Annotated in this window: 21 protein-coding genes, 2 tRNA genes and 1 pseudogene; 7 read left to right on the top strand and 17 right to left on the bottom strand. The window is 61.8% G+C overall.

The window, feature by feature from the left end; all coding sequences use genetic code 11:
• The first annotated feature begins 56 nt into the window (after nucleotides 1-56).
• Together ACFYTQ_RS27870 and ACFYTQ_RS27865 are read left to right on the top strand one after the other, a co-directional pair.
• Nucleotides 57-527: a ribose-5-phosphate isomerase gene (locus ACFYTQ_RS27870; RefSeq protein WP_387367241.1), complete on the top strand. Its 471-nt coding sequence runs from the start codon at nucleotides 57-59 to the stop codon at nucleotides 525-527.
• A 32-nt stretch (nucleotides 528-559) separates the two neighbouring features.
• Nucleotides 560-1,375 carry an Fpg/Nei family DNA glycosylase gene (locus tag ACFYTQ_RS27865; RefSeq protein ID WP_387367238.1) on the top strand — a complete coding sequence of 272 codons (816 nt, stop codon included), beginning with the start codon at nucleotides 560-562 and terminating at the stop codon, nucleotides 1,373-1,375.
• A 4-nt stretch (nucleotides 1,376-1,379) separates the two neighbouring features.
• Here ACFYTQ_RS27865 and ACFYTQ_RS27860 read toward each other — a convergent pair whose 3' ends face one another.
• Nucleotides 1,380-2,237 carry a DUF1542 domain-containing protein gene (locus ACFYTQ_RS27860; RefSeq protein ID WP_387367235.1) on the bottom strand — a complete coding sequence of 286 codons (858 nt, stop codon included), beginning with the start codon at nucleotides 2,235-2,237 and terminating at the stop codon, nucleotides 1,380-1,382.
• 300 nt (nucleotides 2,238-2,537) lie between these two features.
• Nucleotides 2,538-3,539, bottom strand: a complete 1,002-nt coding sequence (locus ACFYTQ_RS27855; RefSeq protein WP_387367232.1) for a diguanylate cyclase domain-containing protein — start codon at nucleotides 3,537-3,539, stop codon at nucleotides 2,538-2,540.
• A gap of 406 nt (nucleotides 3,540-3,945) precedes the next feature.
• Here ACFYTQ_RS27855 and ACFYTQ_RS27850 point away from each other — a divergent pair.
• Together ACFYTQ_RS27850 and ACFYTQ_RS27845 are read left to right on the top strand one after the other, a co-directional pair.
• Nucleotides 3,946-4,016: transfer RNA gene (locus tag ACFYTQ_RS27850), tRNA-Gly, on the top strand.
• Between the two features lie 20 nt (nucleotides 4,017-4,036).
• A tRNA-Pro gene (locus ACFYTQ_RS27845) sits at nucleotides 4,037-4,110 on the top strand.
• A gap of 691 nt (nucleotides 4,111-4,801) precedes the next feature.
• On the opposite strand, the pseudogene ACFYTQ_RS27840 reads toward ACFYTQ_RS27845, so the two are convergent.
• The 12 genes and pseudogenes from ACFYTQ_RS27840 to ACFYTQ_RS27785 form a co-directional block, all read right to left on the bottom strand.
• Nucleotides 4,802-5,758, bottom strand: a pseudogene (locus tag ACFYTQ_RS27840) (recombinase family protein); the annotation flags it as partial.
• A 102-nt stretch (nucleotides 5,759-5,860) separates the two neighbouring features.
• Entirely contained in the window at nucleotides 5,861-7,324 is a 1,464-nt protein-coding gene (locus tag ACFYTQ_RS27835) for a tyrosine-type recombinase/integrase (RefSeq protein WP_387367229.1), read from the bottom strand.
• Nucleotides 7,321-7,704, bottom strand: a complete 384-nt coding sequence (locus ACFYTQ_RS27830) for a helix-turn-helix domain-containing protein (protein ID WP_387367226.1) — start codon at nucleotides 7,702-7,704, stop codon at nucleotides 7,321-7,323. The genes ACFYTQ_RS27835 and ACFYTQ_RS27830 overlap by 4 nt, the downstream gene beginning before the upstream one ends.
• 48 nt (nucleotides 7,705-7,752) lie before the next feature.
• Nucleotides 7,753-8,148, bottom strand: coding sequence for a helix-turn-helix domain-containing protein (locus ACFYTQ_RS27825; protein ID WP_387367223.1), 396 nt, complete (start codon nucleotides 8,146-8,148; stop codon nucleotides 7,753-7,755).
• 210 nt (nucleotides 8,149-8,358) lie between these two features.
• A complete protein-coding gene (locus ACFYTQ_RS27820) occupies nucleotides 8,359-8,712 on the bottom strand; it encodes a hypothetical protein (RefSeq protein ID WP_387367220.1) in 354 nt (117 codons plus the stop codon).
• 80 nt (nucleotides 8,713-8,792) lie between these two features.
• The gene (locus ACFYTQ_RS27815) at nucleotides 8,793-9,827 is read right to left on the bottom strand and encodes a DNA-methyltransferase (protein ID WP_387367217.1); all 1,035 of its coding nucleotides are present in this window, start codon (nucleotides 9,825-9,827) and stop codon (nucleotides 8,793-8,795) included.
• The gene (locus ACFYTQ_RS27810) at nucleotides 9,824-10,846 is read right to left on the bottom strand and encodes a replication-relaxation family protein (protein ID WP_387367214.1); all 1,023 of its coding nucleotides are present in this window, start codon (nucleotides 10,844-10,846) and stop codon (nucleotides 9,824-9,826) included. Before ACFYTQ_RS27810 ends, ACFYTQ_RS27815 begins: the two co-directional genes overlap by 4 nt.
• Entirely contained in the window at nucleotides 10,843-13,032 is a 2,190-nt protein-coding gene (locus ACFYTQ_RS27805; protein ID WP_387367211.1) for a type IV secretory system conjugative DNA transfer family protein, read from the bottom strand. Before ACFYTQ_RS27805 ends, ACFYTQ_RS27810 begins: the two co-directional genes overlap by 4 nt.
• The gene (locus ACFYTQ_RS27800; RefSeq protein WP_387367208.1) at nucleotides 13,022-13,228 is read right to left on the bottom strand and encodes a hypothetical protein; all 207 of its coding nucleotides are present in this window, start codon (nucleotides 13,226-13,228) and stop codon (nucleotides 13,022-13,024) included. The genes ACFYTQ_RS27805 and ACFYTQ_RS27800 overlap by 11 nt, the downstream gene beginning before the upstream one ends.
• A 392-nt stretch (nucleotides 13,229-13,620) precedes the next feature.
• The gene (locus tag ACFYTQ_RS27795) at nucleotides 13,621-13,911 is read right to left on the bottom strand and encodes a hypothetical protein (RefSeq protein WP_387367205.1); all 291 of its coding nucleotides are present in this window, start codon (nucleotides 13,909-13,911) and stop codon (nucleotides 13,621-13,623) included.
• Nucleotides 13,908-14,195: a hypothetical protein gene (locus ACFYTQ_RS27790; protein ID WP_387367202.1), complete on the bottom strand. Its 288-nt coding sequence runs from the start codon at nucleotides 14,193-14,195 to the stop codon at nucleotides 13,908-13,910. The genes ACFYTQ_RS27795 and ACFYTQ_RS27790 overlap by 4 nt, the downstream gene beginning before the upstream one ends.
• A 73-nt stretch (nucleotides 14,196-14,268) precedes the next feature.
• Nucleotides 14,269-14,574, bottom strand: coding sequence for a hypothetical protein (locus ACFYTQ_RS27785; RefSeq protein ID WP_387367199.1), 306 nt, complete (start codon nucleotides 14,572-14,574; stop codon nucleotides 14,269-14,271).
• Nucleotides 14,575-14,756: 182 nt separating this feature from the next.
• Between ACFYTQ_RS27785 and ACFYTQ_RS27780 the strand changes: the two genes are divergently transcribed.
• Entirely contained in the window at nucleotides 14,757-16,097 is a 1,341-nt protein-coding gene (locus ACFYTQ_RS27780) for a hypothetical protein (RefSeq protein ID WP_387367196.1), read from the top strand.
• Nucleotides 16,098-16,501: 404 nt separating this feature from the next.
• A complete protein-coding gene (locus ACFYTQ_RS27775) occupies nucleotides 16,502-16,861 on the top strand; it encodes a hypothetical protein (RefSeq protein ID WP_387367193.1) in 360 nt (119 codons plus the stop codon).
• 60 nt (nucleotides 16,862-16,921) lie between these two features.
• Here ACFYTQ_RS27775 and ACFYTQ_RS27770 read toward each other — a convergent pair whose 3' ends face one another.
• The 3 genes from ACFYTQ_RS27770 to ACFYTQ_RS27760 form a co-directional block, all read right to left on the bottom strand.
• Entirely contained in the window at nucleotides 16,922-17,254 is a 333-nt protein-coding gene (locus ACFYTQ_RS27770) for a hypothetical protein (protein ID WP_387367190.1), read from the bottom strand.
• A gap of 4 nt (nucleotides 17,255-17,258) precedes the next feature.
• Complete coding sequence (locus ACFYTQ_RS27765; protein ID WP_387367187.1) at nucleotides 17,259-17,453, bottom strand: hypothetical protein; 195 nt, start codon at nucleotides 17,451-17,453, stop codon at nucleotides 17,259-17,261.
• A 62-nt stretch (nucleotides 17,454-17,515) separates the two neighbouring features.
• Entirely contained in the window at nucleotides 17,516-17,695 is a 180-nt protein-coding gene (locus ACFYTQ_RS27760; protein WP_387367184.1) for a hypothetical protein, read from the bottom strand.
• A 201-nt stretch (nucleotides 17,696-17,896) separates the two neighbouring features.
• Here ACFYTQ_RS27760 and ACFYTQ_RS27755 point away from each other — a divergent pair, with 201 nt between their 5' ends.
• Complete coding sequence (locus ACFYTQ_RS27755; RefSeq protein ID WP_387367181.1) at nucleotides 17,897-18,364, top strand: NUDIX domain-containing protein; 468 nt, start codon at nucleotides 17,897-17,899, stop codon at nucleotides 18,362-18,364.
• The last annotated feature ends 2 nt before the right edge of the window (nucleotides 18,365-18,366 follow it).

Raw genomic sequence — 18,366 nt, 5'->3', positions numbered from 1 at the left:
CTCCGGTGTTATCCCGGCGCGAAGGGAATCTCGCCCGCCTGACAGAATCGGGTCCCATGCGCGTATACCTGGGTGCCGATCACGCCGGATTCGAACTGAAGAACCACGTCAAGGCCCATCTCGAGCAGGCCGGTCACGACGTCTTCGATTGCGGGGCGCACGAATACGACGCCGTCGACGACTACCCCGCCTTCTGCATCGACGCCGCCCGCCGCGTGGTCGCCGACCCGGGCAGCCTGGGCATCGTGTTCGGCGGCAGCGGCAACGGCGAGCAGATCGCCGCCAACAAGGTTCCCGGCGCCCGCTGCGCGCTGGCTTGGAGCGTGGAGACCGCGAAGCTGGCCCGCGAGCACAACAACGCGCAGTTGATGGGCATCGGCGGCCGCATGCATCCGCTCGAGGAGGCGCTCGCGATCGTCGACGCCTTCATCGCCACCCCGTGGTCGCAGGAGGCGCGCCACCAGCGCCGCATCGACATCATCGCCGAGTACGAGAAGTCCGGCGAGGCCCCCGCCGTGCCGAATTGATCTCGCGCGCAAGGTTTTTCGAGAGGTAGGTCATGCCCGAGGGGCATACGCTGCACCGGCTGGCGCGCTCGCACAACCAGCGGTTCGCCAAGGGCGTGGTGCGGGTGTCCAGCCCCCAGGGCCGCTTCGCCGAGGGCGCCGCGCTCGTGGACGGGCGGGTGCTGGTGCGCGCCGAGGCGTGGGGCAAACATCTGCTGCACTACTACGACTCCGGGCTGATCGTGCACGTGCACCTCGGGCTGTACGGCACGTTCACCGAATCGCCCGCGCCGCTGGCGGATCCGGTGGGGCAGGTGCGGATGCGGATGATCGGGGCGGGCCGCGCGGGCGCGGAGGTGTACGGCACCGATCTGCGCGGGCCGAACGCCTGTGAGGTCCTGCACGAACCCGAGGTGGCCGCCCTCACCGCGCGGCTGGGCCCGGATCCATTGCGCCGCAACGCCGATCCCGATCGGGCCTGGCAGCGCATCCGCAAGTCCACCCGGCCGATCGGGGCGCTGTTGATGGATCAGGCCGTGGTCGCCGGGGTGGGTAATGTGTATCGCGCGGAACTGCTGTTCCGGCACGGTATTTCACCGCATCGGCCGGGTCGGGAGGTGTCGGCGACCGAATGGGCCGAGCTGTGGGCGGATCTGGTGGAGCTGATGCGGACCGGGGTGCGGCGCGGCAAGATCGTGGTCGTGCGGCGTGAGCACGATCGCGGCGCGCCCTCCTATGCGGAGGGCAGGCCGCGGACGTATGTGTATCGGCGGGCGGGTGAGGCGTGCCGGGTGTGCGGGTCGACCGTGCTGCACGCGGTGCTGGACGGGCGAAACCTGTTCTGGTGCCCCGGGTGTCAGCCGAGCTGACGGGTCAGAACCCGCCGTCGAAGCCGCCCCCGTCGAATCCTCCGCCGTCGAACCCACCCCCATCGAACCCGCCGCCGTCGAAGCCACCCCCGTCGTAACCGCCGCCGAAGTCGCCGCTGTCGTAGCCGCCGCCGTAATCGCCGCCGTCGTAGGCGCCCTGCTGGTCGAAGCCGCCGTCGGCCGCCTGCCCGGCGTCGAATCCGGCGTCGTAACCCTCCCCGTAGCCGCTCTCGAAACCGGTGGCGCCGTAGGCGACTCCCGACATCCCGCTGAACAGCGCGTCGAACAGCAGCACCGAACCCACGCCCCAGGCGCCCGCCACGAGCGCGGTCTTCCACCACGGCTCGGAGTACCACCCGGCCGGGACCGGACGGCCCGCCACGCGGCCGCCGGGATAGTAGTTCGGGGTTTGCGCCGACGGGGTCGGCGACGCCTCGATGCTGCGGCCGTCGAAGTCGACGGTGCGATCCTCGGTGACCCGCCCGGCCGTGCGCTGACCGTCGAGTTCGGGCACCGCCGGGCCGGGATCCAGGCCCATGGCCGTGCGGGCCGCGCGAATGTAGTACAGGCCCTCCAGCGCGGTCTCCTTCGCCAGCCTGGCCTGCGCGACCGTCGTCGCCTGTTCGATCTGCGAACCGGCCGCGTTGAGCCGCTCACCCGCGTCGGCGAGGGCCTGCTTGGAGGCGGTGTCGGTCCCGGTCAGGTTGTACACCTGCCCCCCGAGGCGTTCGATCAGCCGCCGCGCGTCGGCCTTGGCATCGGCCAACTGGGTTGCCTGACGATTGCGCGAGTTGCGCCCCGCGAACGTCACCGCCACGAACACGATCAGCACCACGACCAGAAGAATCAGCAAGAGTGCCACGACGACCAGCGTACGCGTCGGCCACGCGAACCCGACTTATCCGGCGCACGCCTGCGGCGGTGTCGGTGAAGTGGCCCCGGCCGCTGTTCGCTCTCGCGTCGGGCGCGGTTCGGGTGAGCGGCCTCGCGCCCGCTATGCGGCTGGCGGCCACGGCCCCCTGAGCGCGAGTGACAGGTACCCGAAGGTCAGCGCGCTCGCCGGCGCGAGTCCCGTACCCCCGACGCGCGGTTCGGCTGGCGCGGGCCGTGATTTCGCTGCGGCCGGTGGCCGTGGTTCGGTCGAGGGACCCCCAACCGCGGCTTACCCGGCGACGGCGGTGTCGTAGATCGGGCGGGTGTCGGCCAGGGGCGCTGGCTCAACCTCCTCGTCGATCTCCGACAGCGCGAAGCGGCGCTTGCCCGCGGTCTTCGCCGAGTACATCGCGCGGTCGGCGCTGCGCAGCAGGTCGGAGAAGTCGCAGACGCGGCCGGGTGGGCAGAACGCGGTGCCCACGCTCGCCGAGACCGGGACCGGGCCCGATGTCGTCTTGACCGGATCGCGCAGCGCGGCCAGCACACCCATCGCGACCTCGCTCAGGGTGTCGCGGCGGGCGGGCAGGGCGAGCACGAATTCGTCTCCGCCGTAACGGCATACGACCGTCTCCTCCGGGCAGATCGCGCGCAGCCGCCGGGAGATCTCGACCAGCACCTCGTCGCCGACGGTGTGGCCGAAGCCGTCGTTGATCTGCTTGAAGTCGTCCAGATCCAGCAGCAGCAGGCCGACGCCCCGGGACCGGTCGGCGGCCATCTGGCGCACCCGCTCCTGGAGCAGCGACCGGTTCGCGAGATCGGTCAGCGCGTCGTGGGTCGCCTCGTGGCGCAGCCGGTTCTGCAGGGCGGTGATCTCCCGCACGCGCACCGAGACCTTCTCCGACAGGCTGCGTTCCTGCTGCGCGAGCGCGCGCTGTTGCAGCGCCTCGGCGTAGCTGTCGATGGCATGGCTGGCCACGAACGACCAGCGCGTGCCGACCAGCGAACCCGGTTCGCCCGGCGCGAAACCCAGCAGGGCCCGGGTCGCCGGGGCGAGCATGCGGGTCCGGTCGAACGGCGCCTCGGCCAACCTGCGGCCGATCGCGCGGGCCGCCGCGACCGGAAACGGTTCGCCTCCCGCCAGATCCAGCAGTTCGGCGACGATGGCCGCGAACAGCTGCTCGAGATGTTGCTTCGGGACCGTCAGGCCGCTGCCGCTGTGCACGGCTCGGGCCCACTCGCGAGTGGTGGCGGCGATGGCCGCCGTGGTCCGGGCGTCGGTGTCGGTGGGCATCGCCCTCACCCCGCGCAGACGCCGTCTGTGCCGACGGTATCGCCGGTCACGCCCTCCGGATCGTGCTCACTGCTATGCGGTCCTGTACACCATCGGCGCACGCTCACCGCCCCCTTTCCAGATACCCCCGTCCGGCAAAAAGGATCCTAGCAAGCCACTCGACACCGAAATGCGATGTTTTACAACCTGTTACGGTGTCTCGCGAATGGCGATCGCTGGTGAGATCGCTTGTCTGCCTGCGGTGTTACAGCTCTTGCGGTGTGTCGCGCCCGGGCGTGTTCGCGTGTCGCACGCGACGCGCCGACAACTTCCGGTACCGACGAGCCGATTGGCGTTCGAGAAGCGACGTTCGGTACAGTCTCAGACGCAGACGGCATCGTGGCGATCCCATCGGTGTCGTATGCCTGCGGGCGTAGTTCAATGGTAGAACCTCAGCCTTCCAAGCTGATGGTGCGGGTTCGATTCCCGTCGCCCGCTCTGTCCCTTCTGGGGTGTATCGGGGTGTAGCGCAGCTTGGTAGCGCATCCGCTTTGGGAGCGGAGGGTCGCAGGTTCAAATCCTGTCACCCCGACGTGAGCGGCCTTAGTTGAACCAGCGACCGAAAAAACGCTGGTGAGACTAGGGCCGCTTTGGTCTTTCTGCGGTGGCTCGTTGTTCGGTGCCGCTCTCTTCGCTGGGTGTCCAGCACGCTCCCCGACTAGGGCAAGTCCGTCTGAAACTACCGCGTGATGCTGCCGGTAGGCGCGGTGTGCGTCGTGGAGTTCATGCATGATCGGCGTCTTATCGTCTTCGACCACCTCCAGATCGTCCAGGTAGAACCGCTCGTAGAACGTCTCATTGAGTAGTCGCCGAGTTGCGTCGTCGCCGCCTCGGTAGAGCCGCTGCGGGTCCGATGCCAAGTGGAGCGCGTCATCGAGGACCTGCGCACCGGCGGCGAGTTCGGCGCTAGTTTGGGTCAGGCCTGCTTCGGCCCGTTCGCGTTCAATCTGGATATCGAGCAGTTCGGTACGGATCTTGGCCTCCGGCATAGACCCGAACCGCATGAGCCGGATCAGCCGGTCCTCCTGGTCATCGAGTTCCTTCAGCCTGCGGGTGAGTGCCGCGTGCAGCTCTCGGGTTGTCGTCGCCTCGTCGGCAACGACCTCCGCCATCCTGGCGCGAACCTCGGTGATGAAGTCCGCGGGCAGCGTGAGGGTGCCGTAGTGGTCGGTGACGGCTTGCTCCACCAGTTCGACTGGAAGGTGTGGCAGGTCGCAGACGCCTTCTTGCCGGCCACGGCAAACAAAATAGCGGTAGCGAACATGGCTTCGACCCTGCGGCTCGGTGTAGATCAGGCGGGACGTTCGCCCGGCCTTGCGGCACCGCTGACAAAACAGAAAGCCCTTCAGGTGGTGCTGGTGCACTCGGTCGCGCTGTCCTCGGCCACTGCGCGCCTGGAGGACTTCTTGAACGCGCTCGAATAGCTCGTGACTCACGATCGGCTCATGGCGACCGGGGTACACCTGACCCTTGTACGTCACGAAGCCGATGTAGTAGGGATCGCTGAGCATGGTGTGCAGCTTGCTGCCCGAAACCGGTTGCTCAGGATAGCGTTTCGTCGCCTTCGTGGTGAGTCCGAGATCGGCCATCGTGGCTTCGAGTCGTTCTATCGAGTACTCGTTGGTGGCGTACAGCTCGAAGGCGCGCAGCACCAACGGCGCTCGCTGCTCGTCCAGCCGGATCGTGTTGACGTCATGGCCGTCCACTTTGATGGTGACGTTCAGATAGCCCAGCTTGGCCCGCCCGAGGGTGCCACCGAGATCGACAGCCTTGCGGCGCATCTTCTCTTGGATGTCGAGGCCCTGGACGGTCGTGGTGAGCTGATTCATCACGTCGACCACTCCGGCGATCGCCTCGGCGTAGGGACCTTCGCCGAAGTCCTCGTGGACGCTCACCAGGCGTATGCCGAGCTGCTTGAGCTGATGTTCCACGATCGCGGCTTCGTAGCGGTTGCGGAAGATCCTGGAGCGCATGTAGACGATGACATACTCGACCTCCCGGTGCGTCGTCACGTACGCCCAAAGCTCCTTGAACACCGGTCGTTGCTCGATAGTGAGCTTGGATGCGGAGTAGCCCGGTTCGATGAAGAACTCGACCACTTCGGCGCTCAGGGAGGCTGCCTTGGTCTCGGTGCTGGCGCGCTGAGTGCCGATGGACAAGCCGTCAGGGTCGGCATCCATTGCAGTTCCCAGTTGTCCCTTGGTTGATACTCGCAGCAGCGCAACGGCCTTCTTGAGCTGAGGCCGCCCAGCACGGGCAATCTGTTCGGTCAACGGTTTCTCCTAGAAATCGAGGTCTGCCGGAACCCGGCTGTCGGTGAAGGGGGTCGTTAGCGGTGTGAGAGTTTCCCGAAGTGGAATCCACTCCCATAGGACAAGGTTCGCCTGGTCGGGCTGACGGCTATTTCTGACGGCAACAGCGCCGAGAACGTGCGCGTTTGTGGCAACGCGCAGGCGTTGGAGTATTGAGGTGATACTGGGGTCGCGTCGGAGATGCGAGATTTTAGTGGATAAAAGATCTTCGCGGACTTGGAGAACGACGGACGACCGCTGTTGGAATGGGGCTCCAACTGCGGCCAAAGCCACTTTTGACGGTGAAGTTTGACGGCTACTCCCACTGTCATCTGCGGCCAGCAGCAATCTATCCTCCAGACGGCTCAAAGCTTCGTGCTGAGCCTCGCTGTCACCATGTTGGTAGATTTCCTGCGTCGTTGATATGCGCGAGTGCCCAAGAATGAGTTGGATGTCGCGATCCGGCACGTGATAATTCTTGAGCAGAGTTGCAGCGGTATGACGAAGGTCGTGTATCCGAATGCGACGCACTCCAGCGCGCTTGCAGATATCCGAGAAGACTTTGTATAGCTGCGACTGCGACAGCGGTTCGCCGCTTTCGCCAACGAAAATGAAGCCGTCAGGGTTAACGCGAGAAGGGCGATCGTCAATAATAGCTTGGTACCTATTGAGTGCCTGACGTACGAAGGTGAGAAGAGGTAGCCGCCGCTTTCCCTTGGCGGTCTTCACTGGCCCTACATGCGTCTGTCCTCGTATCACCTGGCGCTGCTGGCGTATGCGAAAGGCGTCTCTATCCCAATCAATATCGGACCATTGCAGACCGAGCACTTCGCCCTTCCTCATGCCATAGAGCGTCAGCATCAGAAAGAGGGGGTATAGATCTTCGGATTGGGCAGCCACAAGAAACCGCGCGGCTTCGTCAGCGGACCAGGGTTCAATCTCCTTGGGGTCATGGTGCGGCAGCACAATAAGGCGCGCGACGTTCCTGACAACAAGGTCTTCACGCATGGCTCGCGTAAGAGCCGCGCTCAGTACGAGCTTTGTGTGCATTGCAGTCGGAATTGTCATACCGTCAGCAATTTCGCTATCAAAGACCTGCTGCAGGCCGGTCACAGTCAAACGAGTGAGTGGACGTGACCCGAGCATCGGTTTTAGATGGCGCTCGATGACATTGGAGTATCCGGATATCGTTGCAGGTCGGAGCGTCTTCGGAGCTACCTCCTGGAGGAAGTAGTCCAGGTACGTTCTGACCGTCCACGATCGTTCCGGAATCGGAATGCCACGCTTTGCGTCAGCAAGTTGGAGGGTTAGCTTCTCGCCGGTTTCTTTGCGAGTTTTCCCATAGACACGAACTCGGCGCAGTTTTCCGCTCGCAGTAGGCAGATAGGCGGCACCCTCCCAACGCCCATCCTTTCGGAGATAAATACTGCCTTCGCCCCGGCCACGACGAGTCATAGTGCGCTCCCATCTGCAATAAGAGTCTTGAGAAAGCGCTCGACCTCGCGAAGCGGTACAAACCTTCGGCTGCCGACCTTTACGGTTCGCAGTTCACCATTGTGCATCAGCTTATAGACGCTCCACTTGCTGAGCCGAAGGCGCGAACACGCCTCCGCGAGCGTGAGTAGATCATCATTATCGGCGCGTCTAATATCCAGTCGCGCAAGCTCGTCAGTCAGCCAACGGCGATCTGGAATATCCCCCTCCGACAGCTTCAAGGCAAGCGTGCCGAGAACTCGAAGCAGTGGCTTAACATCACGTGGCAGAGTAGGGGAAATAGTATTATTTCGCTGCGTCGTCCGCGGTGCAACCTTGGGTTTCTCCAGTAGTTGATTCATGATCCCCTCCTCTCCTGTTAGGTCGAAAACGTTGTTCTCCGAGTCTTGTTATACGAACGGTGTACGCTCAGACGGGTCATACGGGTCAATATCGAAACTGACACCATACTGCTCGGTTAATGCCACAAGATAGCCTCTAATGCGCTGATGTGCCTCAACAGGCAACTCGCTGTATCTCGTCTGCAAGTACGGGCTGATGCTAGGTAGTTCATCTGACGGCAACCAGCCGAGCAGAGCGAAGAGGTCAGTACACGAGAGGTTTAGCGCTCGCGCGATCGCAGTAATATTCTCGACCTGCGGTTTGGCAACTACACCCGTCTCGATACGCCAATACGTTGTGTAGTCGAGCTTAGCCCGCTTGGCGACTTCTTTACTGCTCAGGTTCAGCACTCGCCGCCGTTCGGCTAGTATCGGCTGTAGTAAAGAGCTGCTGTCTGATTTCATTTTTATTTAATAATTCTCCTTGGTATAGAAATAATACCGAAATCGGTTGCGCAATTGCAAGGATAATGCACAATTTGACAACACAAATTGGAGACGATTTTTCTATTTTTCATGTTCGTTTCAGTTTTGTGTGATGAGCCGGTCGGGCGGCAGCCGAACAATATGTTCGTGCTGCCACCCTCCCGGCGTGCCGAGTGCTGAACGTTCGGTTCAGCTTTCCGTCGACCCCTGATCGCTCTTCTGAGCCCGGCGGGACCGCGGGCGCGGCGCGCTGTCGCTGTCACCTTCGGGCGACGTGACAGGCGGAGTAGTGAAGAGCGCGTCAATCGCCTCCTGTCGGGCGCGGGCTTCGCGCTCGATCTCCTCGCGGACCTTGGCAGCCTGGCTGAGGAGTTCCTGATCCTGCTTCGCCGCCTCGATGTGGGCGTCGATGGCGTCGAGGAACTCTTGGGTCAGTGTGTTGCCGCGAAGCTTCGCGATCCATGAGAGTTGCGTGTGACGGTAGGGGTTGAGTCCGACGGCAAGTTTCTTTTCTTGCCCGTCGGACGCATCGGGTGTGGACATTTTGGTGCCTCCTCGGCGGTGATGCGGCCGGTAAGCGCTGGTGGCTTACGACAACGGCCGCATAGCGCCGACGAGGCGGCCTACGCCGCAACATCGACCGGCCCGGCCCGCGGCCGGATCGCTGAGGCCGCTGTGCGCGCTGCTGCAATCCGTTCGTCCGCCAGCCGCGCAAACGTCGGATTGAGTTCGACCCCTACCCAGTCCCGACCAAATCGTTCAGCGGCTACGGCCGTCGTACCGCTGCCCATGAACGGGTCGAGCACGAGCCCCGGCTCCGGCGTGGCGTCGCAGCGGCACGACGGAGTAAGCGCCGACCGGACAGCCCGGCCGCCGAGCTGACGAATCACCCGGCGCCGCCACGGCAATTTGCATATGGAGCAACGCTGCTCGGGCGCGCCGGCCTGGATGGCACGGTCAGCCAGCGACAGCGGAAAGGTCGCGTGGTGGGCTCCCCGAAAGGTGGAGGTGGCCAATTGCCAGACGTCACCAGGGTTCTTGCCGAGCGGATGCCCGACGCGCCCCTCCTGCTTGACCACAGCAAGGCCGTTCGTCGTGTCGGTGTTTGGGCCGCGCCACTCGCGACCTCTGTCCGGTACGGCCACGCGAGACGACTTCGGCGGCCGGGAACGGTGCGGCGTGCGAATACTGTCCAGATCGAAGAAGTACGACGACTGTTTCGCCAGGACGTACACCAGTTCGTACGTCGTGTTCAACCGGTCTCGGGCGTTGCTCGGGATCGGGTTGGATTTCGCCCAGACAACCTTGTTGCGCACGATCCAGCCGTCCGCCTGGAGACGGAGCAGGAGCCGTTCAGGTGCCAGAAGCAGGCTCTTGTAGGTGGCCCCTTGGCGTCGATGAGTCGAGTACGTGTCCCCGAGATTCAGCCAGTACGTGCCTGTCGGCACGAGGACACGGTGCACGGCGCGGCTGACGTCTAACAGTCGGCCTGTCCACTCGTCGACGTGGCCTTCAAGTCCGAGTTGCCCGCTGGCGTCGTAATTGCGGAGTCGAAAATACGGTGGGCTGGTCAACACCATATCCACGGCCGCGTCTGGGAGTTGGCGAAGCATGGTAGTGGCATCACCAATGAGCAGCCTATTGCGAGGTACGGTCATAGGCTGCCTCCTTGCTTCACGAGGCTGACCAATTCATCGGCAACGATGACGCAGAACAGTTCGCTCGGCAGGTTTCGGTCTCGGTCGATCGCCTCCCGAAGTGCTACCTTGCGCCGCAAGGCTTTTGCGGGGTCTTTGGCGGACATAGACCAGATGATGCGCGGGAACGCGCCGTCATTTTGGTCCTGCTCGATGCCCGTACGACGATAGGTCTCGTAATCCCGGCACTTCTTGATAAGTCGAGGAATCGGCTCGGTCCCTCGGTCTACTTCCAAGAAGTAATCGTCTATGTAATCGCTGCCTTCACTCGGCGAGACGCTGAAATGCATGTCAGGCTTGAGGGTAAGGCGCGCCCCGCCGGGTGCGATATAGCGCCGCCAGCATGCAGGCTCCATCGCATAGGATAATAGTTCCAATTCGTCCGCACGGTGGGCGCGCACCAGTGTCACATGCGCATCCGCAATGGCAAGCGCGTGCTTCAAGAACGTTTCGCTTGGGTCTGTCAGATGACGCCTGACCGGCTGCCCGGTCTCTGCACGTAGCAGCCGTTCGCCGTTCGTGTCGACAAAATGCACCATGCCGTCTGATCCTGCTTCGGCACCGCCTTTCCGCCGTTCGATATCTCCGAGTATGTGCAGCCTGCGCAGCCGTTCAAGGACACGCTGTGCACTTCGTCGACCATGTGTCGGGCTCAGGTCGGCAAAATGGATTTCGTATATCTGCCTGACAGTCAAGAACCGATGCTCGTAAACGGAGCGAAGAATGTCCCAATCTCGTTCACTGAGACTTTCGCCGATGCTCCAGACATCACGGCGCACAACCACAGACCTGCCAGGGTCGGCCGGGGGTGTGGTGCCCGTATGGGCACCATCAGTCGTTGCACGAGCTGCCGGGCGGACACGGCTGACCAGGGGTGATGCTGTGGAATCCGCTGAGGCGAGGTGGCTGCCGATACGGCTGCCAGGAACGGCTCTGATCTTCACGTCTACCTCCACTGCGATATCTTGAGAACGGTTCATGCCTGCCTCCTTCTGCGGTGCATGGCGGTGGGCGTATCACTGATGTCGTCAAGCAGTCCGGCGAAGCCGGCCTCGATCTCATCGAGGGGCTGTCCGTATTGCGCTCGACTCAGGCGGCGAATTTCCTCTGGGTTGCTCACAACCGGGGGCGGTGGCAATGTCACCCCTGATACCCAGGGCTGCACGCTGTTGTCTCGCACCAGGCGCGCGTAAATGTGATACGCGGGCAACTCGCTAAAATCTTCGGGACTGAGCACTGATTGCCCGGCTGCGGCGTTCTTTGCGTCGCCCGGTTGCAGCTGGAAAGCGATGCGATTACGCGCATTATTACGAAATGCCTCCAGCATGGTTTTCGGGAGCTGCGCCTCATGCTGATGCGCGACATGGAATCCAGCTTTCAGGCTGCGTGCCATTGCCAGCGCGTCGGGCAGGTCCTGCGAGAAGCGCAGGAACTCTTGGGCTTCATCGACGTACACCATGACGGGCGTGCGGCTCGCCTCCGGAGTTCCAGCACGTTCCAATATGGCGTTCCAAAGCTGGTACAGCACTCCTGCCGATAGCAGCTGTGCCGACTCGGGACCGATGACCCCCTTCTGAAGCGGCACCAAGAGGACCTTGTTTTCAGTGAGAACCTGGCGTACATCGAACTTGGGGCTGCGCTGCGATAAGACGCCGCGGAGTTGTTTCGTGAGTAGTGGGCGCAGTTTGTTCGACAGCGGGGCAATAATGCTGGTGGCGGTCTCCGGCGACAGGCTGTCGAACTTTTCCCAGAACCAGGCCGCATTATATGGATCGTCCTTGATGACGCGCTGGGTGATCGACCGCCGAAAGCCTGGGTTGGTCAGCAGGATCGGCAACATGATTAGAGAGGTGCTCTCATGAAAGGCGAGGGCGAGCAAAGCATTTCGCAAGATATCCTCGCTGCGGTAGCCGAGATTATCGCCGTAGATGGATTTGAACATGCCGAACAGAGAGTCAGCCACAACGTACGGCGTCCGGTTGCCTCGGTAGCGTCCATCGAGCGGATTGAGGCCAACCGGCGCGCTGTCCATCGGATCGAGCAGCACCACGTCGTGTTTGCGATGCTCGGGGATGCGTTCGAGCAGATCGGCAATCAGGTCCTTCGGCTCGATCACCACCACCGGCCGGTTGGCTTCGAGGTCTTGCACGATCAGATTGAGCAGCAGCGCCGATTTACCCACGCCGGAGGGCCCGGTGATCCAGGTGTGCCGCAGTGCGTCAACGACGTCGTACCCGATCGTCCCATCCGCACCGGGCGCGTTCGCCAGTGCAACCGTCCGCGTACCGGCCTGGACGGCGGGCGTCGGCCGCACTGGCTTCGGATGGATCGGCGGCTGGCCGGGGAACTGGTCGCTGTCGTGGTCACTGATCGGCCAGGCGATGAGCGAACTCACTTCGGGCACGCTGAAGTGCTGTGACGGCATGAATAGCGACCAGCGCGGTTGTGGCGTATTGACGTGTGCCGGTTTGTCATCCGCGAGGCGCAAGCGGACTCCGGCCGCTTCTACCGTGCTAATCGCCGCGGCCAGGCCGAGCAGCAACGTCCGGCGCCGCTCGGCCGTGACTGCGTGCACCCCAAGCCGGAGGACAACCTCGAATCCGTGTTGACCGAGCTTGCGGGTCAACGCCTGCCGGACTTCGGCGCGACGGTCGGGCAAAATCCCTTGGAGCAGTTTGCTCGTGACCGTCTGATCGTCGCGAGCTGGTGCCGGAGGCGGCAAGGCCGGCTCGTGACGAGGCCCGAGAACGGCTTGGATCACCAGGCGTTCATTTTTCCCGACTGCCGTAAGCGCACTCAGGATGGAGCGGTGGGAGGCCACCGCGTCGACCGGTTCCAACGGCCGGTTGGTCGTGCTGGCTCGCAGGCGACGGGTGGTACTGACGGTGGCTCGGTCGGTGCTCTCGAACTCGGTGACGATGCTGCCGCGCACCAGTTGTTCGACAGTGCGCCGGATGGCCTGAGCGTGGCGCAGGCGGCTACCGATCAGATATTCGACACCAGTCACATCGGCGCGAGCTTCGAGGATCAGGAGCGGCGCGTGCTTCTGGGCGGCCCACGTTGTCAGCAGCGACAGTGCTGCCGCTTCGCGGAGTGGGTGCGGCCAGTGCACCTGTTGCCAGACCAACGTGTCGGGGCCAAGCGAGGAGGGACGGTCAATCGTCATGGTCGCGTTCCTCCTCTTCGCTCCCGGCTGCGAGGGCCTGCGCTTCGGCCTCGGCCATCGCTGCCGCGATGACGGCGCGACCCAGCTTGCGCAGATCCGGCACGCCGCGCCGTTCGCTGTAGACCGTGATGCGACGATTCGGCCGGTTGCGCCGACTCGGTCGTCGTCGTGGATTGGTACGTCCTGTTTTTGACATGCGTCGATCCCTCCTTGAATATCCGTTGGTTGATTAGCCCGCTCAGAACGCCGTTGCGGTCCGGGGCTCTTTGCTATTGCATCCGTGCAATAGCTCTGCACTCACTATGTATTGCATGGGTGAAATAGACAATTGAGGTTGGCATTTCTACAACACCCGATACGGCTACATGACCTTGCGATGAAAACGCTTGCCTTACCACTTTTGTCGAGTTGTACGGACGACAACAATCCCCAGCCACACCAGCCCAGCCAGGCCCGCCACAGCCAGCAGGGCAATGAGCGTGGGAAGTATGGCCTTTAAGATCTGGACGGCCAGGTAAAGGAAGATGACCCCCAGGAAGAAGCGGAGACAGCGACTGAAGAAACTATCTATCATGCCGCTCGTTTCTTTCACTGGTTTCTCCCGTTCACTTCGTCTCGGATACGTTGCTGGGCTTGCCAATACGCGGCATGGAGGCGGCTCACGCTGTCGGCCGCCTCCTCGTCAATACGCTGCAAGGCTGCGCTGGTGGTCTGGCGAAGGTTCTTGGCCTCACGGCGCTGCCGCCACCACTTCTCGCTCCTCAATAGGAGTTCGAGGAAAACGATTGACAGCAGAAAGCTGAGCGCGAACAGAACAAACAGTCCGGCGATCTGGCCGGTGGTAGTCCAGAAACCCTGAGCGAGAACGGTGGTCGTCACTGTGCCAACCCCTTCACCCATGCCAAGGTCGCCTGGGCGGCTGCTTGGGCAAAGGTCATGACGCGGTGCGCGCTCACCGGAGCCATGTCCTGATGGACGTCGACCATCATCCTGATATCGGCCAGCGCGGTCGACATGGAGACGACAACACCGGTCGCCAGGTGTTCGGCGACGATCGGGTGATCGCCGGGTGGCGTCACCTTCAGAAGATCAACCAGTTCATGGGCCAGCTGATCGAAATCGTCAGGCTCGCTGGCGCTTTCGGGAAGATCGGAAGTACTCATGTTGCATCCTTTCGTGGAGTGGGTTGGGGAAAGAAGGTGAGCGACCGGGGACGATCGCTCACCCCGTGATGCGTCAGTGACGGAAGCGCGCGACCTCACTGCCGACGTAGGTGGCGTACTGATCGACGATGTGCCCAAGGCGCGCAGCCGTTGCCGGATCGCCGTCAGCCTGAAAGGCCGCCTCGCGGCTAAGCATCGCTGTGGTTTGGAGACCGACAGTCGCGACCATGCCGGCGGCTTGCACGCGGGTGGCTGTCACCAGCCCGCGGGCAACCTCCTTGTTCTGAAGGCGTTGCAGCTCCTTGCCTTCGGTGCGGCTGAAGCCGTCCGGGATGCTCGACTCCAGCTGACTGCTGGGGCGGGGGATGAGGTTGGACATGTTGCTCCCTACTAATCGGTGATGTTCAACGACATCCAGGCTGCACCAAAAAAACGGGCTGAACTGGGCGGATATGCGGCCCAAAGCGGGCGGAAGTGGGCAGGAGTGGGCGAGCTGTCGTGTTGCCCAGCTCCGCCAGGGTTCGCGCCGCGCTGTCATGCTGAATGGGGCATGATCGGTGGATGATCGACGGCGTATTGCTGCCCTCTACCGACGAGGTCCATGAGGACTTGGTTGCCATCCGGAAGAAGGGCATCAACCAACTTGGGCGGGTGAACGTGCCTGCGCTTCAGAAGTGCGCCGTTCAAGCTGGGTTCATCGAATCTTCAGCGACACCAAAAGATCTCGAAATGCTGCTCAATATCAGCACTGATCGCATGGGAATCGAGGGTGAACGTACCGCTGTAGAATGCCTACTCGGTCTCGCGCCCGACCTGCGCCGCACATCACTTTCTGTCCGACGCGATCGAGCTGCACGAGCCGTCCATCTCTCCTCCGAGGGATTTCGGCGTCACATGGAGGCAACCTTAATTCGCAAATTCGCCATCGCAATTCTGGACGAATGCAAGGCGCGAATCGCCCAGGAGGAAGAACGGCGAGCGGGGGAACCAGAGCCGGAGCCGGAGGAAACTAATAATTTTGATAAAGAGGCGCAAACCACAAAGGAAAAGCGTTGGCGACAGTTCTACCAACGCCTGGAGGAGGGGGCGAAAAAGTTCAACAATTCAGAGATACGAAAGACGGCGGGAATTGGGTGTGGCGCAATCTTAGGTGTTATCGGCCTGGTGCTGGCACTCAATCAATGCCAGAGCCCACACGACACAGCCCAACAAAGTCCACCCGCCGTATCTCCACAACCTTATCCAGGCGGACCGCCGCCCTCGAATCCGTCAGCCACGAATGAGATATATATCGCAGGCGACAGGTTCTTGAACCAAGATTTTGAAAATCCAGATGAGGCCTACTGTGGCAAATCTCCTGCCTCGAACCGCGCGGATGCGTATCTCTGTGTACTTCCCCCGCAACTAGGGCCGACGCGTCCCAAGCTCGACCCATGTTTTGGAGTCGATGACAAGTCTGTTGTATGTGGCGAACTCGGTGAGCCGCAGAAGTTCTGGCGATTTCACGCCCGGGGCGTCCAGGCTGCCGACTCAAACCCAGTACCTCCGGGCACGCGCACTTGGCCGTTTCAGGTCGTTCTAGACGACGGCACCGTATGTCGTTCGATTACTGGCGTCATGATTCGGGAGGGTGACAGCTATCTCATGGGGCTTCGCAACCAGCCACCTCTTAAAGAGGAGCCTATGTACTTTTGCGGCACCCAGTTCGGCCCAACTCTAGCCACGGAGTGGAAAACCGGCGATGATGGACTTCTTGATACAGTGCGCTGGCTCGAACCGCCTGACACCAAGAAAGCTCAGCTCAGTAGTTTAACCGTCGAAGGCGGTTCTTGGTATGCCATGTACTCACCCCAGGAGGGTACGCCGTACAAGCGGACTCACATTGCTATGGCTGCTTTCTAAGGGCATCTTTGCGTCGAGGTCTGTCGATAAGGAACCACCTAATACCGAGTTGGACGAGTCCTACCAAGCCAATGAGGGGGAAGATAAACAGGAGAACTACATAGATTATTAGTTCAGTCTTCATCGTGCGCTTCTTGTACTGCCATGCAGTTTCATCTGCGTAGTCTTTGATATTTGCGGGCCGATTCATTCTTCGTCATAGCTGCTGTAATTATACTTAAATAAAATCCATCTGCAAATACTCACAGGCACCTCTTCTGGTAATTGACGATTGATACAAAATATGATACAATAAATATACCGCAGACAGCACGCCGGACTATTCGCCGGTGCGATGCCTGCGGTCGTCGGCATTCCCGTCGCGACTCTGGTTCTATCCAGGAGCTCTCGCTTCGGAGGTTAAAATGGCGGCGATACTCCGTTCCTTCAATCAGTCGCACGATGGCTGGCGCTACAGCTGGTACGGCGTGTTTGTGCACGCCGTCTACGAGCCCGCACTCATCGTTTTCGACCTCGTCAATCTGTACTACCAGTGGGACTACATGTCGACGTGGAAACAAGCACTTTTCATCGGCTGGGCAGTAGGCATTCTCGCCTGCTTCGTCAAGACGATAAAATGCTTCCGCTACCGGCTGGACGAGTACGCCGAGCGGTGTGATCTGGCTCAGGACTACTGGGACACGATGATCCAGTTGCAGGACGAGTTGGCAGAATTGCAGGGCGAGAGGCCCAGCACAGTGGACGCGAACAGCGACGCCACATGAAGGGACCGGGCCGTGTTGTCAAAAGACAATGCGGCCCTCTTCATTTGGCTTGTTTTTCCACTATGAGGTGTCGCTATCCATCCACGGAGGTCGCCGAATCGGCGTTGCCCGTATCGGCGGCCGAACATCCTGCATCCGTGGCAACACCTCCGTGTCATCATCGTCGCTCCACCAGCGAGAAGCCTGGTCCGATGCCGGCGTCGGGTCGCTTCCCGTTTCATCCTCATCATCGTCCTCAGTCAGCTCCTCGTCCCAGGGGTCCTCGTTCGCCACCACCTCCACCCGATGCCGCCCTGCGGTGCCAGTCGAACTCCAGTAGACCCCAATCCGGTAGCTGAGCATCGCCGTAAAGAACACCGACGCGGGCCACAACACCCAGACGAACGAGGACACCACCTCAGTCGGCCTCGATCATCAGCAGATAGGCCGCCTCCAGGTGCACCGTGCACTCGTCGGGGTGGTGGTGCCGGTGGATGAATCGCAGTTCCTCGGCGCGCTCCGGCGTCAACTCCATCAGGTGCGCGCGGCACAGGACCTCAGCCAGAACGCTTTCCGCGTACACGAACGTCCGATCCGGCACCGGCGTACTCATATCTTGTGTTCCTCTCTGCGGAATAAATCACTAGAAGCATTGGGCGACAACCGCTTTACTCGTCAGTCCCAGAGTTCGGCACACGGCAACATCGGCAGATCGGCGCGCACGTCGTCGTCCACTGTCACCACCAGTTCCAGCGCGGCCAGCTCCTCGGCGACCTCGCAAACCTGTTCGGCTGAGGCTTGGTAATCCAACTGCAGCGCGCCGTATTCGATGTGGATGTGTCGCACGCGGCGCATGTCCACCATCTCCGTTTCGTTAATCGGCCAAAATGCCTGGTAACGAGGGTGAACGGGCCATGCGCCCGTATCCATACGCGAACCCATTGGTCGGTATACGTCGGGCGTATATCGCGGTGCGTGGCGAACGAATAAGCTCAGCCTGCCTACGTCTTGTTGCAAAACCGCAGGTCAACTACTACGGGAGAAGGATTTCACTTCATGACAGAGATCATCACTCCGCAGACTGCCAGCTCGAAGCCCCAGCGCCACAAGGTGACAGGGGATGTGCATCTCGTCTTGCGTCGAGGCAGTGAGGTGTTGTTCGGACAGCGCCAGAACACCGGTTTCGAGGATGGAGCTTGGCATCTGCCGAGTGGCCACCTCGAAGCCGACGAATCCGTGGTCGATGCCCTGATTCGCGAGGCCGAAGAGGAAATCGGCATCACCATCGCACCGGGCGACGTACACTTCAGCCACATCATGCACAACTCGTCGTCCGGCGGACGGATGGCATTCTTCTTCACCGTGCGTACCTGGCAGGATGAGCCGACGAATCGGGAGCCCGAAAAGTGCAGCGCGCTCGAATGGTTCGCGGCCGACGCCTTGCCGGACCACATGATCGACTACTGCCGCGTGGCTATGGAGCACACCGCCCATGGTCGTTCGTTCTCTGTCTACGGCTGGTAGCA

Source organism: Nocardia sp. NPDC004068 (assembly GCF_042874315.1).
In the GTDB taxonomy this organism is placed as follows: Bacteria; Actinomycetota; Actinomycetes; order Mycobacteriales; family Mycobacteriaceae; genus Nocardia.
This window is presented reverse-complemented; position numbering and strand designations above follow the sequence as displayed.

Bases quoted from the DNA above. Each gene is read 5' to 3' on its own strand.
- ACFYTQ_RS27870 (WP_387367241.1), top strand. From the start codon at position 57: ATGCGCGTATACCTGGGTGCCGATCACGCCGGATTCGAACTGAAGAAC.
- ACFYTQ_RS27785 (WP_387367199.1), bottom strand. From the start codon at position 14,574: ATGTCCAACCTCATCCCCCGCCCCAGCAGTCAGCTGGAGTCGAGCATC.
- ACFYTQ_RS27820 (WP_387367220.1), bottom strand. From the start codon at position 8,712: ATGTCCACACCCGATGCGTCCGACGGGCAAGAAAAGAAACTTGCCGTC.
- ACFYTQ_RS27815 (WP_387367217.1), bottom strand. From the start codon at position 9,827: ATGACCGTACCTCGCAATAGGCTGCTCATTGGTGATGCCACTACCATG.
- ACFYTQ_RS27775 (WP_387367193.1), top strand. From the start codon at position 16,502: ATGGCGGCGATACTCCGTTCCTTCAATCAGTCGCACGATGGCTGGCGC.
- ACFYTQ_RS27865 (WP_387367238.1), top strand. From the start codon at position 560: ATGCCCGAGGGGCATACGCTGCACCGGCTGGCGCGCTCGCACAACCAG.
- ACFYTQ_RS27765 (WP_387367187.1), bottom strand. From the start codon at position 17,453: ATGAGTACGCCGGTGCCGGATCGGACGTTCGTGTACGCGGAAAGCGTT.
- ACFYTQ_RS27805 (WP_387367211.1), bottom strand. From the start codon at position 13,032: ATGACGATTGACCGTCCCTCCTCGCTTGGCCCCGACACGTTGGTCTGG.
- ACFYTQ_RS27800 (WP_387367208.1), bottom strand. From the start codon at position 13,228: ATGTCAAAAACAGGACGTACCAATCCACGACGACGACCGAGTCGGCGC.
- ACFYTQ_RS27790 (WP_387367202.1), bottom strand. From the start codon at position 14,195: ATGAGTACTTCCGATCTTCCCGAAAGCGCCAGCGAGCCTGACGATTTC.
- ACFYTQ_RS27855 (WP_387367232.1), bottom strand. From the start codon at position 3,539: ATGCCCACCGACACCGACGCCCGGACCACGGCGGCCATCGCCGCCACC.
- ACFYTQ_RS27825 (WP_387367223.1), bottom strand. From the start codon at position 8,148: ATGAAATCAGACAGCAGCTCTTTACTACAGCCGATACTAGCCGAACGG.
- ACFYTQ_RS27810 (WP_387367214.1), bottom strand. From the start codon at position 10,846: ATGAACCGTTCTCAAGATATCGCAGTGGAGGTAGACGTGAAGATCAGA.
- ACFYTQ_RS27830 (WP_387367226.1), bottom strand. From the start codon at position 7,704: ATGAATCAACTACTGGAGAAACCCAAGGTTGCACCGCGGACGACGCAG.
- ACFYTQ_RS27780 (WP_387367196.1), top strand. From the start codon at position 14,757: ATGATCGACGGCGTATTGCTGCCCTCTACCGACGAGGTCCATGAGGAC.
- ACFYTQ_RS27835 (WP_387367229.1), bottom strand. From the start codon at position 7,324: ATGACTCGTCGTGGCCGGGGCGAAGGCAGTATTTATCTCCGAAAGGAT.
- ACFYTQ_RS27755 (WP_387367181.1), top strand. From the start codon at position 17,897: ATGACAGAGATCATCACTCCGCAGACTGCCAGCTCGAAGCCCCAGCGC.
- ACFYTQ_RS27760 (WP_387367184.1), bottom strand. From the start codon at position 17,695: ATGCGCCGCGTGCGACACATCCACATCGAATACGGCGCGCTGCAGTTG.